Origin of the sequence: Hymenobacter coccineus, assembly GCF_001816125.1 — a bacterium.
In the GTDB taxonomy this organism is placed as follows: domain Bacteria; phylum Bacteroidota; class Bacteroidia; order Cytophagales; family Hymenobacteraceae; genus Hymenobacter; species Hymenobacter coccineus.
Genome location: NZ_MDZA01000406.1, coordinates 1 through 14,176 on the forward strand (window position 1 = coordinate 1; position 14,176 = coordinate 14,176).

16 protein-coding genes are annotated in these 14,176 nt (G+C 59.7%); 2 read left to right on the forward strand and 14 right to left on the reverse strand.

Annotation, left to right across the window (positions count from 1 at the left end):
- Window positions 1–77: 77 nt before the first annotated feature.
- The 10 genes from BEN49_RS27150 to recA form a co-directional block, all read right to left on the reverse strand.
- Window positions 78–377 carry a hypothetical protein gene (locus BEN49_RS27150; RefSeq protein WP_125917012.1) on the reverse strand — a complete coding sequence of 100 codons (300 nt, stop codon included), beginning with the start codon at window positions 375–377 and terminating at the stop codon, window positions 78–80.
- A gap of 74 nt (window positions 378–451) precedes the next feature.
- Entirely contained in the window at window positions 452–1,288 is an 837-nt protein-coding gene (gene tsf, locus BEN49_RS18480; RefSeq protein WP_070745924.1) for a translation elongation factor Ts, read from the reverse strand.
- Window positions 1,289–1,389: 101 nt separating this feature from the next.
- On the reverse strand, window positions 1,390–2,157 hold the full coding sequence (gene rpsB / locus BEN49_RS18485; protein WP_068236152.1) for a 30S ribosomal protein S2: 768 nt from the start codon (window positions 2,155–2,157) through the stop codon (window positions 1,390–1,392).
- Between the two features lie 19 nt (window positions 2,158–2,176).
- On the reverse strand, window positions 2,177–2,563 hold the full coding sequence (gene rpsI / locus BEN49_RS18490; protein WP_070745925.1) for a 30S ribosomal protein S9: 387 nt from the start codon (window positions 2,561–2,563) through the stop codon (window positions 2,177–2,179).
- 37 nt (window positions 2,564–2,600) lie between these two features.
- Window positions 2,601–3,053: a 50S ribosomal protein L13 gene (gene rplM, locus BEN49_RS18495; protein ID WP_070745926.1), complete on the reverse strand. Its 453-nt coding sequence runs from the start codon at window positions 3,051–3,053 to the stop codon at window positions 2,601–2,603.
- Window positions 3,054–3,429: 376 nt separating this feature from the next.
- Complete coding sequence (locus BEN49_RS18500; protein ID WP_070745927.1) at window positions 3,430–4,143, reverse strand: RluA family pseudouridine synthase; 714 nt, start codon at window positions 4,141–4,143, stop codon at window positions 3,430–3,432.
- On the reverse strand, window positions 4,140–5,249 hold the full coding sequence (locus BEN49_RS18505) for a sensor histidine kinase (RefSeq protein WP_070745928.1): 1,110 nt from the start codon (window positions 5,247–5,249) through the stop codon (window positions 4,140–4,142). Before BEN49_RS18505 ends, BEN49_RS18500 begins: the two co-directional genes overlap by 4 nt.
- A 108-nt stretch (window positions 5,250–5,357) precedes the next feature.
- Window positions 5,358–6,053: a response regulator transcription factor gene (locus BEN49_RS18510; protein WP_070745929.1), complete on the reverse strand. Its 696-nt coding sequence runs from the start codon at window positions 6,051–6,053 to the stop codon at window positions 5,358–5,360.
- 100 nt (window positions 6,054–6,153) lie between these two features.
- On the reverse strand, window positions 6,154–6,966 hold the full coding sequence (locus tag BEN49_RS18515) for a DUF3108 domain-containing protein (RefSeq protein WP_070745930.1): 813 nt from the start codon (window positions 6,964–6,966) through the stop codon (window positions 6,154–6,156).
- A gap of 194 nt (window positions 6,967–7,160) precedes the next feature.
- Window positions 7,161–8,192: a recombinase RecA gene (gene recA, locus BEN49_RS18520; protein ID WP_070745943.1), complete on the reverse strand. Its 1,032-nt coding sequence runs from the start codon at window positions 8,190–8,192 to the stop codon at window positions 7,161–7,163.
- A 260-nt stretch (window positions 8,193–8,452) separates the two neighbouring features.
- On the opposite strand from recA, the gene BEN49_RS18525 reads away from it, so the two are divergent.
- Complete coding sequence (locus tag BEN49_RS18525; RefSeq protein WP_083326231.1) at window positions 8,453–9,679, forward strand: lipid A deacylase; 1,227 nt, start codon at window positions 8,453–8,455, stop codon at window positions 9,677–9,679.
- A gap of 198 nt (window positions 9,680–9,877) precedes the next feature.
- Here BEN49_RS18525 and BEN49_RS18530 read toward each other — a convergent pair whose 3' ends face one another.
- A complete protein-coding gene (locus BEN49_RS18530; protein WP_158023005.1) occupies window positions 9,878–10,402 on the reverse strand; it encodes a GNAT family N-acetyltransferase in 525 nt (174 codons plus the stop codon).
- A 210-nt stretch (window positions 10,403–10,612) separates the two neighbouring features.
- Here BEN49_RS18530 and BEN49_RS18535 point away from each other — a divergent pair, with 210 nt between their 5' ends.
- On the forward strand, window positions 10,613–11,680 hold the full coding sequence (locus BEN49_RS18535) for an NAD(P)-dependent alcohol dehydrogenase (RefSeq protein ID WP_070745932.1): 1,068 nt from the start codon (window positions 10,613–10,615) through the stop codon (window positions 11,678–11,680).
- A 100-nt stretch (window positions 11,681–11,780) separates the two neighbouring features.
- Here the strand turns inward: BEN49_RS18535 and BEN49_RS27155 are convergent, their stop codons facing one another.
- The 3 genes from BEN49_RS27155 to BEN49_RS18545 all read right to left on the reverse strand — a co-directional run bounded on the left by BEN49_RS27155 (window position 11,781) and on the right by BEN49_RS18545 (window position 14,142).
- Entirely contained in the window at window positions 11,781–12,338 is a 558-nt protein-coding gene (locus tag BEN49_RS27155; RefSeq protein WP_125917017.1) for a Riean_0653 family protein, read from the reverse strand.
- Window positions 12,339–12,645: 307 nt separating this feature from the next.
- Window positions 12,646–13,065, reverse strand: coding sequence for a hypothetical protein (locus tag BEN49_RS18540; RefSeq protein ID WP_070745945.1), 420 nt, complete (start codon window positions 13,063–13,065; stop codon window positions 12,646–12,648).
- A 123-nt stretch (window positions 13,066–13,188) separates the two neighbouring features.
- Window positions 13,189–14,142 carry an AAA family ATPase gene (locus BEN49_RS18545; RefSeq protein WP_070745933.1) on the reverse strand — a complete coding sequence of 318 codons (954 nt, stop codon included), beginning with the start codon at window positions 14,140–14,142 and terminating at the stop codon, window positions 13,189–13,191.
- Between the last annotated feature and the right edge of the window lie 34 nt (window positions 14,143–14,176).

A 14,176-nucleotide genomic window follows, 5' to 3' on the forward strand; every position in this document is an offset into this window, starting at 1 on the left:
CCGCTGCTTCATCACGTAAAGCTACCAACCTCGCAAAAGGGAGTAGCAACTAAAGTCTTGCCCTGAAGGGCATAGCTTTAACTAGCGTGCTTGAAAAGTAAATCACGTTCGAATTGGATGCGAAAGTGCGTGATTTGAGAATCAGGATTTCTATGATTGAAAGCGTCGATTGAAACCCAGAAATGAGCTTCATCAAAACCAATAAAGTCATTGACCGAAGCTAATGCTAGGTTATGAAGCTGATAGGCCACGGGACCAGCAAATTTGCCAATAGCAATGGCTTGTTTGTCATCCGTCAGTGGAGTAGGAATGCTGCGAATGTTTAAAAGGAAGTTGTACAGGATTCCTCGATAAGCTGCTTTATGTTTGTTATCCATACTGCAATTAAGTCAACAAAAAAGGTCCGCTAGCATAATGCCAGCGGACCTTTTACTTCGGCTAAAAGCGGCAATTAAGCGCCGATAACCACGCGCTTGAAGTCCGAAACCGTCATGCCTTTCGACGTGCCGTCGAGTAGCTGGGCGATGGTCTTCGAGTTGTCTTTCACGAATTCCTGGTTCAGGAGCGTGTTGTCTTTGTAGAACTTGTTGAGCTTGCCCTGAGCGATTTTCTCCAGCATGGCTTCGGGCTTGCCCTCGGCACGCGCCTGCTCCTTGCCAACTTCAATTTCGCGCTCCACCGTCGCCGAATCCACGCCGTCTTTGTCCACGGCAACGGGCTTCATGGCCACGATTTGCATGGCTACGTCGCGGCCCACCTCAGCGGTGTCGGCGCTGCCCACGTTCTTCAGGCCCACGAGCACGCCTTTTTTGCTGTCGGAGTGCACGTACGAAGCCACTTTCTCAGCGGTCAGCGTGGCGTAGGTCACGTCCAGCTTCTCGCCGATTTTGCCCATCAGGTCCGTCACGTGCTCTTGCACGGTGCGGCCGTCGGCGGCCGTGGCGGCCAGTAGGTCTTCCTTGGTGCCGGCGTTGGTGCGCACAGCCGTGTCCAAGATTTGCTGGGCCAGCTCGCGGAAGTTAGCCACTTTGGCTACCGATTCGGTTTCGCAGGCAAGGGCCACCAGTTTGCCAGTGGTGCTGTCTTCGCTCACGTTCACGAGCACTAGGCCCTCCGACGTTTCGTTTTCAGCACGCTTGTCAGCGATTTTCTGGCCGTGCTTGCGCAGGATGTCGCGAGCGGCTTCGAAGTCGCCGTCGGCTTCCACGAGGGCTTTTTTGCAATCCATCATGCCCGCACCGGTCATGGTGCGGAGCTTGTTTACGTCTGCGGCGGTAATTGCGGCCATTAGAGTAAGTTGTGGTTGGGTGTAGAATCAAATAGAAGAAGGGAACCCCCGGAGCCAACTGCTTCGCGAAGGTCCCCTTCTTTCAAAGAGCGAAAAGGCGCTTATTCCTCGTCGGCAGCAGTTTTCTCGGCAATGGCGGCTTCGTCGGCCTCCTTGCGGTCGGCGTCCTCCTTGTCCACCTTGCGCTCCGACAGGCCTTCTTCAATCGCCTTGCCGATCACGCCCACGATGAGCTGGATCGACTTCGAAGCGTCGTCGTTGGCAGGAATCGGGAACTGCACCAGCTCGGGGTTCGAGTTAGTATCGCACATAGCGAACACCGGAATGCCCAACTTCTGAGCTTCTTTCACGGCGATGTGCTCGCGCTTCACGTCCACCACGAACAGGGCGGCGGGCAGGCGGCCGAGGTCGGCGATGCCACCCAGCACGCGGTCGAGCTTGGCGCGCTCACGCGACATCATCAGCTTCTCGCGCTTGGCAAGAGCGGCATAAGCCGTGTTCTCTTTCACCATCTTGTCGATGGTCGACATTTTCTTCAGCGACTTGCGCACCGTGGCGAAGTTGGTGAGCATGCCCCCCAGCCACCGGTCGGTGACGAAGGGCATCTTTAGGCGCTCGGCTTCGGTGGTCACAATCTCCTGAGCCTGCTTTTTGGTGGCCACAAACATGATTTTGCGGCCGCTTTTAGCAATGTTGCGGATGGCGGTGGAGGCGTACTCCAGCGAAACCAGCGTCTTATTCAGGTCGATGATGTGGATGCCGTTCTTCTCCATGAAGATGTACGGCGCCATTTTGGGGTCCCACTTGCGGGTGAGGTGACCAAAATGCGAGCCTGCTTCGAGCAGGTCTTTATAGGTTGTCTGAGCCATGATAAAGGTCCTCCTGGTTTTAGCGTTTCGAGAACTGGAACGAACGACGGGCTTTGCGCTTGCCGAACTTCTTGCGTTCCACCATCCGGGGGTCGCGGGTCAGGAAACCTTCTTTTTTCAGCGCCGGACGAGTTTCCTCGTTGTTGCTCACCAAAGCCTTGGTGATGGCCAAACGGATGGCTTCGGCCTGGGCCGAAATGCCGCCGCCTTTCACGTTCACTTTGATGTCGTACTGGCCGACTTGCTCAAGGAGGGTGAGGGGTTGGTTCACGACGTTTTCCAGCAACTCGTTGCTGAAGTACGTTTTCATGTCCCGGTCGTTGATAGTGATATTCCCTTGCCCGGCCTGCATGTAAATGCGGGCCACCGAGGTTTTTCTTCTACCAGAGGTGTTGGTAATCGCCATTTAGTGAATAATAAAAAGGCCTGGGGCCGTCGTTGGCCTACAGGTTGGTGAGTTCGATGGGTTGGGGCTGCTGGGCCTCGTGCGGATGCTCGGTACCGGCGTACACGTACATGTTGCGGTATTGGGCGGCGCCCAGCTTGTTGCCTTGCAGCATACCTTTTACGGCGTGCTCGATTACGCGGCGCGAATCGCGGTTCATTTGCTCGCGCACGGTGCGACGCTTTTGGCCGCCGGGGTAGCCCGAGTGCGAGATGTATACCTTCTCGGTCATCTTCTTGCCCGTCAGGCGCACCTGGTCAGCGTTGAGGACAATCACATTGTCGCCGCAGTCGGCGTTAGGCGTGAAAGAAGGCTTGTGCTTGCCGCGCAAAATGTTGGCAATCTGGCTGCACACGCGGCCCAGCGGGGCTACGCTGGCGTCGACGATAACCCAGCTTTTCTGGGCGTTGGCCTTGTTGACGTGGGTCGTCTTGAAGCTCAGGTGGTCCATGAGTCGGAAATATAGGTAGGCTAAACAATTGAAAATAAACCCGAAGCCGGTTGGGCTTCGGGAAAAACGGACACAAAGGTACCTTTTTCTGCGCAGATTACCAAGTAGTATTCAGGATTTTGTCTTGCGGGGGCCCGGCTCTCGCACGCCTTTCCCGCCCACTGCCCCCGTTCCCGGGCCCCGTTTGGCACCGCCCCGGGGCTTTTGCTGGCTCCGGCCGCGTGGCCCACGAGCTACCGCCGCCGGGGCTGCTGGTTGCAGTGGCGTTTGTGTTCTGCTCGCAAAACTTCTGCGCTGCCCCAGTGCTGCCAATGCCCCGTTCCGACCTGGGGCACTTGCGGGCCGAGCCGCCCTCTGCGCCGGGGCCCCTGGGGCCCTAGCGGTTCTGGGCCAGCACGTCCACCAGCACCCGGAAGTCCTTGGGGTAGGGGGCTTCTACCGCAATTTCTTCGCCCCCGAGGCCCGCGAATTGCAGGCGCATGGCGTGCAGGGCGAAGCGCTTGATGAATGGCTGCTCGGTTTCGCCCTCCTTGAGGTTGAACTTCTTTTTGAGCGACGAGAGGAAAAAATCCTCCCCGCCGTACATCCCGTCGCCCACAATGGGGGCCTGGAGGTACTGCAAGTGCAGCCGGATCTGGTGCATCCTGCCCGTCACGGGTTCGGCCAGTACCAGGGCGTGTCGGGTGTAAGTGTCGAGGGTAGTGAAGTAAGTTTCGGCCTCCTTGCCTCTGTAAGCGAGGCGGGCCTTGCCGCGGGTGGTGGTTTCGATGTGGCGGTCTACCAGCTGGTGCTCCAGACGCGGGGTGCCCCAGACAACGGCGTGGTACTGCTTTTTCACCTCCCGGTTCTCAAACTGCATGGCCAGGTGGCGGTAGGCCTCGGGGTGTTTGGCGAAGGCCAGGGCTCCGCTGGTGTCGCGGTCGAGGCGGTGGGCGGCCTGGATGTCGTCGTAGTGCTGGCGGGCCATGCGCAGCATGTTGGGGGCCCCGCCCACCCGCTCGTCGAGCGTGGCAAGGAAGGGCGGCTTGTTGACGACGAGGTAATCGTCGCTTTCAAACAGGATAAGATCAGCGAAATTCGGGAGCTTCATAAGGGGCCCAAAGGTACGGCCGGGGGCCCCGCCCCGGGCCAGGGGGCCCCGGGCCCCACCTTGGGTTTGGCCAATTTGAACTCCATGGTGGTGCCCTCGCCCGCGGCGCTCTTCACCCTAATGCTCGATTTGTGGGCCTCCACGATGTGCTTGCTGATGGCCAGCCCCAGCCCCGAGCCGCCCGAATCACGCGAACGGCTTTTGTCGATGCGGTAGAAGCGCTCGAAGATGCGGGCCTGGTGCTCCGGGGCGATGCCGGGGCCGTCGTCGCGCACCACGATGCGCACGCCGCGGTTGCTTTCCACCAGCGACACGCGCACCTGGCCCTGGTCGCGGCCGTACTTCACGGCGTTGTCAATCAGGTTGATGAGCACCTGGCGGATGCGGTTGCGGTCGGCCACCACGGCGAGGCCCACGGCGGCATACTTGGGCGGCAGCAGCTCCAGGGTGGTGCCGCGGCGGCGGGCCTTTTCTTCCACCAACTCAAATATTTCGCGCACCAGCACCACGAGGTCGAAACGCTGGCGGCGCAGGCGCACCACGCCCTGCTCGAGCTGCGAAATCGTGACCAAATCCTGGATCAGCGCGTCGAGCGTGTCGAGGCTGGTGGCGGCTTTGGTGAGGAACTTGTGCCGGGTGGCGGGGTCGATGTCGCCGGGGCCCTCGGCGTCGAGCACGGTGTGCACAAAGCCCTGGGCGGCGAAGAGCGGCGTTTTTAGCTCGTGCGATACGTCGGCCAGGAACTCGCGGCGCAGGGCCTGGAGGCGTTTCAATTCGTCAATCTCCTGCTGCCGGCGCTCGGCCATTTGCAGTATCTCGTCGCGCACCCGCTTCACCGGCTCGGGCCGGAACAAAAACTTGTTGCTCAGCTTCTTGAACTCCTTGCGCTTGATGTGTTCCAGGCCGGCGTAGATGCCATTGATTTCCCGGAAAATCAGGGCCTCAAACGTCAGGTACACCAGCAGGAAGCACGCCGCCACCGTGATACCGCCGGCTAAAAAAGCCTCGCGCTGCGGCAGGCCCGGCACCACCAGCGCGCACGCCGTGAGCACGCCCGCCACCAGCAGCGCAATGAGGATGGCAACGGTGCGGGAGGAGAAATTCATGGGTTTAATGTGCTGGATGTGAGGAATGTGAAAATATGAAAAATGTCGGTCCCAGCCGTTTTAGCACATTTTCACATTCCTCCACCTTCTCACATTCTCACACCAAATCTAGTCCGCGTTGAAGCGGTAGCCCACGCCCTTGATGGTTTGGATGTGGTGGTCGCCCACCTTTTCGCGCACTTTGCGCACGTGCACGTCTACGGTGCGGGCCAGCACGAACACGTCGTTGCCCCAGATATTTTGGAGCAGCTCTTCGCGGTTGAACACCTTGTGGGGCGCGGCGGCCAGGAAGGCCAGCAGCTCAAATTCCTTCTTGGGGAGCGTGATTTTGCGGCCCTCCTGGTACACGGCAAAGCCAGTGCGATCGATGCGCAAGCCGTTGATTTCGATGGCTTCCACGGCGGCGTGGGGGTCCTGGTCGCGGCGCTTGAGGGCGGCCAGGCGGCTGAGCAGGGCCCTAGGCTTGATGGGCTTGGCGATGAAGTCGTCGGCTCCGGCGTCGAAGGCGGCCACTTCAGAAAACTCCTCGGCGCGGGCCGTCAGGAACAGGATGTAGGTGTCCTTGAACCGGGGCTGCTCGCGCAGCAGGCGGCAGGCGGCAATGCCGTCTAGGTGGGGCATCATCACGTCGAGCAGGATGATGTCGGGGCCGAACGTGGCGGCCACTTCCAGGGCCTGGCGGCCGTCGCCAGCCGAGGCGGTGAGGTAGCCCTCCTTTTTCAGGTTGAATTCCAGCAACTCCACAATGTCCGGGTCGTCGTCGACCACCAGAACTTTGTAAACGGGCGGTTTCGCAGTGCTCATGGCGCGGGGGCTTAGGTAGAATGTTGCCCCAAAATTACCGCCGGGTTGCGCCAAGGCAGTGTTACGTTTGTGTGACGCGGGCCCGGGGCCCCACGGCGGGTTAGCGCACCAGGTTCAGGCGGCTGCGGAGGCCGCGGTACTCGTACATGTCCACCTTCACAGCGCCCACAAACAGCTCGGCCTGGAAGAGCACCGGAATCTTGTTGCGGTCATCGGAGAGGTAGACCGAGATGGCGTTTTCGCCCTTAAAAATCTTGTTGGCCGGCATTTTGGGCACCAGCTTAAACGCGCGCACCGTGCCGGCCTTGGTTTCCACGGTTTCGCGGCCCTTGTACACCACTTCGAGCAGGAAGTTGGAGCCGTCGAAGTAGGCCGGCATTTTCACGCATTCGCCCGGGCGCATGCGCTCCAGGTTGAGGGTGCGCAGAAAGTAAAAGCCGCTCACCAGTTCCAGGCAGTTGTTGGCCACCTTCACCGAGGTGCGGGTGGGGTTCTCCTTGTTGTGGTCTTGCACGTCGGCCACAGCGCGGAACTGGTCAAAATCCACGGTTTCCTTCTTGTGGTAGCCCTTCTCCGTGATGTCGCGCTGGGCCCGCATTGGCAAGATGCTGGCCGTGTCGATGTAGGCCCGCCACTGGTCGCGAATGCGCAGAAAGAAGTCGAACGAGCCGATGGTGCGCCCGCTCACGGTGGCTTTGTAGCAGGGGCGGTCGGCTACGCGCTCCAGGGCCCCACTGGTTTCCACAGTGGCCTCGGCGGCGTTGATGAGGCCGTAGTGCACCTTGTAATTGATGACCTCCCCACGCCCGAAGCTGGCCTGCGGCAGGTAGCGCACGGCCTCGCCGGGCCCTGCGGCCGATTGGGCAGCTAGGAGCAGCAAAGCAAACGGAGCAGCGTAAATCCAGCGGCGCATAGAGCAGGCAGTAGGGGTAAAGCTAAGGCGTAACCAACGGCCGATGTTAGACAAATGCAATGCCAGCCCCCAAATAAAAACGCGAAAAGGCCCGCTGCGGATTGCAGCGGGCCTTTGTACTTTGATAAGTTAAAAGTTTTGAGTTAAAAGTTAAAAAAGCAATTTAACTTTTAACTCAAAACTTTTAACTCTTTTTACAGCGTGTCTTCGCCGTCTTCCACAATGGTCAGGTCCACGGGAATAACGTCCTCGTCGCCCTTGGCCATGGCCCGGATTTTGGCTTCGATTTCGTCGGCCAGCTCGGGGTTGTCGAGCAGCAAAGTTTTCACGGCCTCGCGGCCCTGGCCAATCTTGGTCTCGCCGTAGTTGAACCACGAGCCCGACTTGCCGATGATGCCCATGTCCACGCCGAGGTCCACAATCTCGCCCACTTTGCTAATGCCCTGGCCGTAGATGATGTCAAACTCGACCACTTTGAAGGGCGGCGCAACTTTGTTTTTCACCACCTTCACCTTGGTGCGGTTGCCGGTTACGTTGTCCTTGTCCTCCTTGATTTGGCCGATGCGGCGGATATCAAGGCGCACCGAGGCGTAGAATTTCAAGGCGTTGCCGCCGGTCGTGGTTTCAGGCGAGCCGAACATCACGCCGATTTTCTCGCGGAGCTGGTTGATGAACACGCAGCAGCAGCCGGTTTTGTTGATGGTGCCGGTGAGCTTGCGCAGGGCCTGGCTCATGAGGCGGGCGTGGAGGCCCACTTTCGAGTCGCCCATGTCGCCTTCGAGTTCGCCTTTGGGCACGAGGGCGGCCACGGAGTCAATTACTATGATGTCGATGGCGCCGGAGCTGATGAGCTGGTCGGCAATTTCGAGGGCCTGCTCGCCGTTGTCGGGCTGGGCGATGAGCAGGTTGGTGGTGTCAATGCCGAGCTTTTCGGCGTAGGATTTATCGAAGGCGTGCTCGGCGTCGATGAACGCGGCCATGCCGCCTTTCTTCTGCGCTTCGGCAATCATGTGCATCGTCAGGGTCGTTTTGCCCGACGACTCGGGGCCGTAGATTTCCACCACGCGGCCGCGGGGCACCCCGCCAATGCCCAGGGCAATATCGAGCGAAAGTGAGCCCGTGCTAATGCTTGGAATATCGCCCACCTTGTTGTCGGAGAGCTTCATCACCGTGCCTTTGCCGTAGGCTTTGTCCAGCTTGTCGAGGGTGAGCTGGAGGGCCTTCATCTTCTCAGCAGCGACGTTTACTTCGCCTTTCTCGGCCTTGTCGGGTTTATCGACTTTTTCGGCTTTGGGGGCCTTGGAGGTTGCAAATGCCATGTGGGAGGGAGTTGGGAAAAAGGAATTACGTTTGAGTAAAGTTAAGGGGTTTTGGCGGGTTGCGCCCAGTGTATATGCACAAACGCAAGGCTTGCAATACTACTGTTTTTGGGCGGCTTTTTCTAACACCGGGGCCCCCGTTTTTGTGCCATTGGGATTAGAAATTTATGTGTAATCTTCTAAGAATTTTAGTAGCCGTTGGGGCCCTGCTGGTTACGGCCGGTCAGGCCCAGGCCCAGCTGGACAATCGGGCATTTACTTCGCCTGAGCCGGGCCGCACCAAGTTTGGCAAAACCCCCGCGCTGCTCGCCGAAGATGCTGATACGGCGGCGACGCAGGCCGCGCCCCAGGCTGGCGACTTGCGCATTTCCCTCAACGCCTTCACGTTTTTCAAGGACAACGAGTACTTCAACGACATTGTGGAGGGCTACACGCTGTTTGGTACGCAGCACAACCCGCAACTGGTTTATTACCCCACCAAGGAGCTGCGCCTGGAGGCCGGCGTGTTTCTGTGGAAGGATTTTGGCACCCCCGCGCTGCGGCAGGTGCGGCCCACCTACCGCGCCACCTGGACGCACGGGCCCCACCAGTTCATCTTCGGCAACATTCGGGCGAACCTCAACCACGGCTACATCGAGCCGCTGCTCGATTTTGAGCGCGTGATATTGAAGCCACTGGAGGAAGGCTTGCAGTACCGGCTGAATACCAAGCGCGCCACGGTGGATGTGTGGGTGGACTGGCTGAAGCAGGAGTACGCCGGCAGCAACTTCCAGGAGCAGATTGCCGGGGGCCTCAGCGGCAGCTTGCGCCTCACCCGGCCCGGGGCCCCAGTGGACGTGTCCGTGCCCTTGCAGTTCACGGCCCGGCACGCGGGCGGGCAGATTGATACGCTGCGCGCGCCCATCCAAACGCTGTTTAACTACGCCACGGGCGTGGTGGCGCGGGTGCCGCTGCGGGGCCGCACCTTGCAAGCGGTGCGGCTGAACGCCTACGGCCTGCTGTTCGACGACCACTCGTTTGCAAACTACCGGCTGCCTTACCAAACCGGCAACGGCCTGTACCTCAACGGCACGCTCGAAACCCGCTACCTCGACGTGATGCTGAGCTACTGGCAGGGGCACCAGTTTTTTGCCCCGCTGGGCGGCAATTACTACCAGTCCATTGCCTCGCGCTACGGCACGCCGGGCTTCACCGACGCCGAGCGCCGGCTGCTGCTGGTACGTCTGCTGCGCGACTTCCGCATTTCCGACGCGGCCGCCCTCACGGTGCGCGTCGAGCCTGTGTACGATTTCAACAAGCAGCTGCTGGATTTCTCGTTCGGCTTCTACCTTAACTTCCGGCAGGAATGGCTGCTGGGTAATGTGGGGCGGCGCGCACGCGCGGGGCAGCAGTAGTGCATTGGTGAATGAGTGAGTTGGTGAATCTGGGGCCCCAGGGGCGGCGCGCACTCGTACCACCAAGCTGTGCTTGGTCTTGCCCCAGGGGCCCCGAGTGCAGCATACGCAAGACCAAGCACAGCGTGGTTGTACGGGTTCCGCTACATAATCACCTACCCACTATTCGCCAACTCACTCATTCACCGATTCACTCATTCATCGCTCCTGCACGAAGCGGTAGATGCGGCCCACGGTGTCGGCGTTGCGGAACCAGGAGCGGCGGGGGGCAGGCTTTTCGAGGCGGAAGCCAGCGGCCAGGGCCACGGCCTGGCCCCGGGCGTTGTCGGCGAAGCAGCGGATGAGCAGGCGGCGGCTGGCCACGGGCCCGAAGCCAAAGCTGCACACCGCGGCCAGGGCCTCACGGGCGTAGCCGTAGCCCTCGGCTTCGCGGGCCAGGTAGTAGCCAATTTCGGATTGCCCGTCGCTCTGGGGCATCAGGCAAATATCGCCGAGATACGCGCCGGTGGCGCGCAGCCAGATGCCCAGCACGTAGAAGCGCCCGCTGTGCCAGTCGGCGGCGAAGGCGGCCAGGGCCCCGGGGGCCTCTGCGATGGTGGGCACGGTGCGCAGGCGGTCGGGGAAGGAAGTGTGCAGGCGGGGGCGGTTATGCTGGAGCAGGGCAAAAAAATCGGCGGCGTCGGCCGCTTCGTAGGGGCGCAGCAGCAGGCGGTCGGTAAGCAAAGGGGTACGCGGCAGCGGCATGGCTTTGCTTACGGTAAAAACCACCCGGCAGTAGCGCGCCGGGGCCCTAATTGGCCGCGAGGGCCCCGGGCAAACGGATGGCAATGAGCCCCGCCGCGGCAACCCGGCGCGGGGCGCAGGAGTACAAAGTAACCCCGCTGCTTCGGCCGCGGGCTCCGCCGCCCTATTTCCAAAACCAACCCCATCCCTATGTCTGCTGCCATCGGCTACGCTGCCAAAAGCGCTAAAGCTAAGCTAGTTCCCTTCCATTTCGAGCGCCGCTCCCCCGGGGCCCACGACGTGGCCATCCACATTGAATACTGCGGCGTGTGCCACTCTGACGTGCACCAAGTGCGCAACGACTGGAAAAATTCGCTGTACCCCTGCGTGCCGGGCCACGAAATTGTGGGCCGCGTCACGGCCGTGGGCAACAAAGTAACCAAGCACCAAGTGGGCGACCTAGTGGGCGTGGGCTGCATGGTCGACTCGTGCCAGCACTGCGCTTCCTGCGCCGAGGGCGAGGAGCAGTACTGCGAAAACGGCATGCTGGCCACTTACAATGGCCCCTTCAAGCCCGACGGCACCAATACCTACGGCGGCTACTCGGACCACATGGTGGTAACCGAGAAATTCGTGCTGACCGTGCCCGCCAGCCTGAAGGCCCGGCTGCAAGGCGTGGCCCCGCTGCTGTGCGCCGGCGTGACGACTTACTCGCCGCTGAAGCACTGGAAAGTGGGCCCCGGCCAGAAAGTGGCCATCGTGGGCCTCGGTGGCCTCGGCCACGTGGCCGTGAAAATAGCCGTGGCCCTGGGCGCGGAGGTAACCGTCATCACCACTTCGAAGGACAAGGAAGACCGCGCCCGGGAAATAGGGGCCCACGACGTGATTTACTCGAAAGACGCCGCGGCCATGACCAAGCACGCGGATAAGTTCGACTTCATCCTCAGCACCATTCCTGAGCCGCACGACGTGAACCCGTACATCGAGCTGCTGAAGCGCGACGGCAACATCGTGCTGGTAGGAGTGCTGGAGCCGCTGGCCGCGGGCACCAACAACATGCTGGTGGCCAGCAAGCGCCGCAGCGTGGCCGGCTCATTCATCGGCAGCCTCGCCGAAACCCAGGAAGTGCTCGACTTCTGCGGCGAGCACGGCATCACAGCCGACGTGGAACTGATTGACATCCAGAACATCAACCAGGCTTTCAGCGATGTAGAAAAAGGTAAAGTGCCCTACCGCTACGTCATCGACATGGCCACGCTGGCCGCGGCGAAAGCGTAGGGGCCCCAGTTTATAGAAAAGGCCGGTAACCCAGTGTGGGTTGCCGGCCTTTTTTGCGTTTCAGCTTTCATGGGTATAGAGGAAAGAGTTAGGGAAGCAGTTAAAATTTGACATCGAACCGTCCGTCCGTCACGCGCAACGTGTCGCAGCCGCCGGGCTCGTAGAGGGTGAAAGCAAATCGGCCAGCCGCCACGCGGGCCACGCCGTCGAATTTGGTTAACTCGACTCTGCCCGTCTTGACGTAGTTGCCTTCATAAACACACGGTTTGCTGCCGGCTACAGCATTCGCTACAAATTGATTATTAGTCGGATTTGGAGATTGTTGGAGAGTAGCTAAGTTGAAATTTTGGCCACTTCGTAATGTGCCATTTATCAACATACTAGCAGTAAATAATTCACCATGAAAATCCGAATTGGCATTTGTGTTCCCATTTATTGCTAGTGTGTTAATTCCTTGCCAGTCCCCATTGCATTTAATACATGAAGCTGTCGTATATGCCTTGCCATTGACGAGGCAACCGAAGGTGCCAGTTCCGGTCTGGGTTTCAGCTGGTAATAAACTCAATGGGTCAGCGAGTGGCGGCACTGAGGCGTCGTGCTTGCACTCGCTGCCTAGCATAAGCAACAAGGCGGGGTAGAAGAGAAGCTTGGAATTCATCGGTAGAAAGAGAAAGGATAGAAGTAACTACAGCACCAGTTTATATTCATCAAACATACATATATTCTATCTCTCAGCTAATGAAATTTGCTGCCCAATTTGCGTGCTTTGTGTGGTATTAATATTTTTATAATATGCTTGCTAATAATGGTATAAGAGAAAAAATAAATATTGATGCATATGTAGTTGGATTATATTCTGCGGCTGAAGTATAGCAAATAATTACATCGCTCTTCATCTGCTTTAAAACGCCAGAAGCCAGCTGCTCCACGAGCAGCCGGCTTCTGGCGTTTTAAAAAGCTAGGGCCTATTGTCCGGCGTACTGCCGGGGGCTGCCCAGCATGTGCTGCGTGCGCATCACGTTCACCTGGCGGGCGGCTTCGTTGAAGAATTCGAGGCGGCGGATGAGCATTTCCTTGGTCAACACGCGGCCTTCAGGGGTGGCCATCAGGGCCCGCTTGTCGGCCAGGATGTGCCGGACGGCGGCCAGCGCGGGGCCCTCGTGCTGCATGAACTGCTGCTCGAACTCGCCCAGCCGGGCCACGCCCTCGGTGCTAAGGCGGAATTGCTCGCCGGCGCCTTGGTTCAGCACCTCACTCAGCACGTACACCTCAATGGGCAAGCTGGTTTCGAGGGACGTAGAACGCAAATCGAGCCCAGCGGCCATAGCGTCGAGGATGATGCGCACGTTACGCTCAAATTGCTGGTAGTAGGCTTGGGATTCCATTTTTTTAGCGGGAAAAAAGAACGTCATGCTGAGCGCAGCCGAAGCATCTCTACTGCTCAACTAACTAAGATTACTGCTGCGGGAGAGATGCTTCAGCTGCGCTCAGCATGACGTTCTGAAATGCTACAATAATTCTTTAATAATCTGCTCGACCGTCACGCCCTCGGCTTCGGCTTTGAAGTTGCGCACAAGGCGGTGGCGCAGGATGGGCAGGGCCACGGCGCGCACATCCTCAATATCGGGCGAGTACTTGCCGCTGATGAGGGCGTTGCACTTAGCAGCCACCACTAGATACTGCGAGGCCCGGGGCCCCGCACCCCACTCCAGCAGCTGCTGGGCCCGCGGGGCGGCGCGTTCGCCCTGGGGGCGGGTTTTGTGCACCAGGCTCACCGCGTATTCCACCACGTTGTCGGCCACGGGCACGCGGCGCACCAAGGCCTGGTAGGCCTGAATTTGGGCGGCCGTCAGCACCTTGCTCACCGTGTGCTGGCGGTCGGCGGTGGTGTTCTTCACGATGTTCAGCTCCTCGGCGTAACTAGGGTAGCCGAGCTGCACATTGAACATGAAGCGGTCGAGCTGGGCCTCGGGCAGCGGGTAGGTGCCTTCCTGCTCGATGGGGTTTTGGGTGGCCAGCACGAAGAACGGGCGCGCCAGCGGGTAGCGCTGCCCAGCCACGGTCACGGCGTACTCCTGCATGCTTTCGAGCAGGGCGGCCTGGGTTTTGGGCGGCGTGCGATTAATCTCATCGGCCAGCACAAGGTTGGCGAAGATGGGGCCCTTCACGAACTGAAACTCGCGCTGCTGCGTCAGCGTCTCCGAACCCACAATGTCGCTCGGCATCAGGTCGGGCGTGAACTGGATGCGGTTGAACGATAGGTCCAGCGCGTCGGCAATGGTCTGGATCAGCAGCGTTTTGGCCAGGCCGGGCACACCCACCAGCAGGCAGTGGCCCTGAGCAAACACGGCCGTGAGCACCAGCCGCACCACCTCGTCCTGCCCCACAATCACCTGGCCAATTTCGCGGCGCAGCGCCTGGTAGTGGGCCGCGAGGGCGTCGGCGGCTTCTTTGTCGTCCATGTGTCTTCGGCTTTTAGCTTTTAGCTGCTAGCTA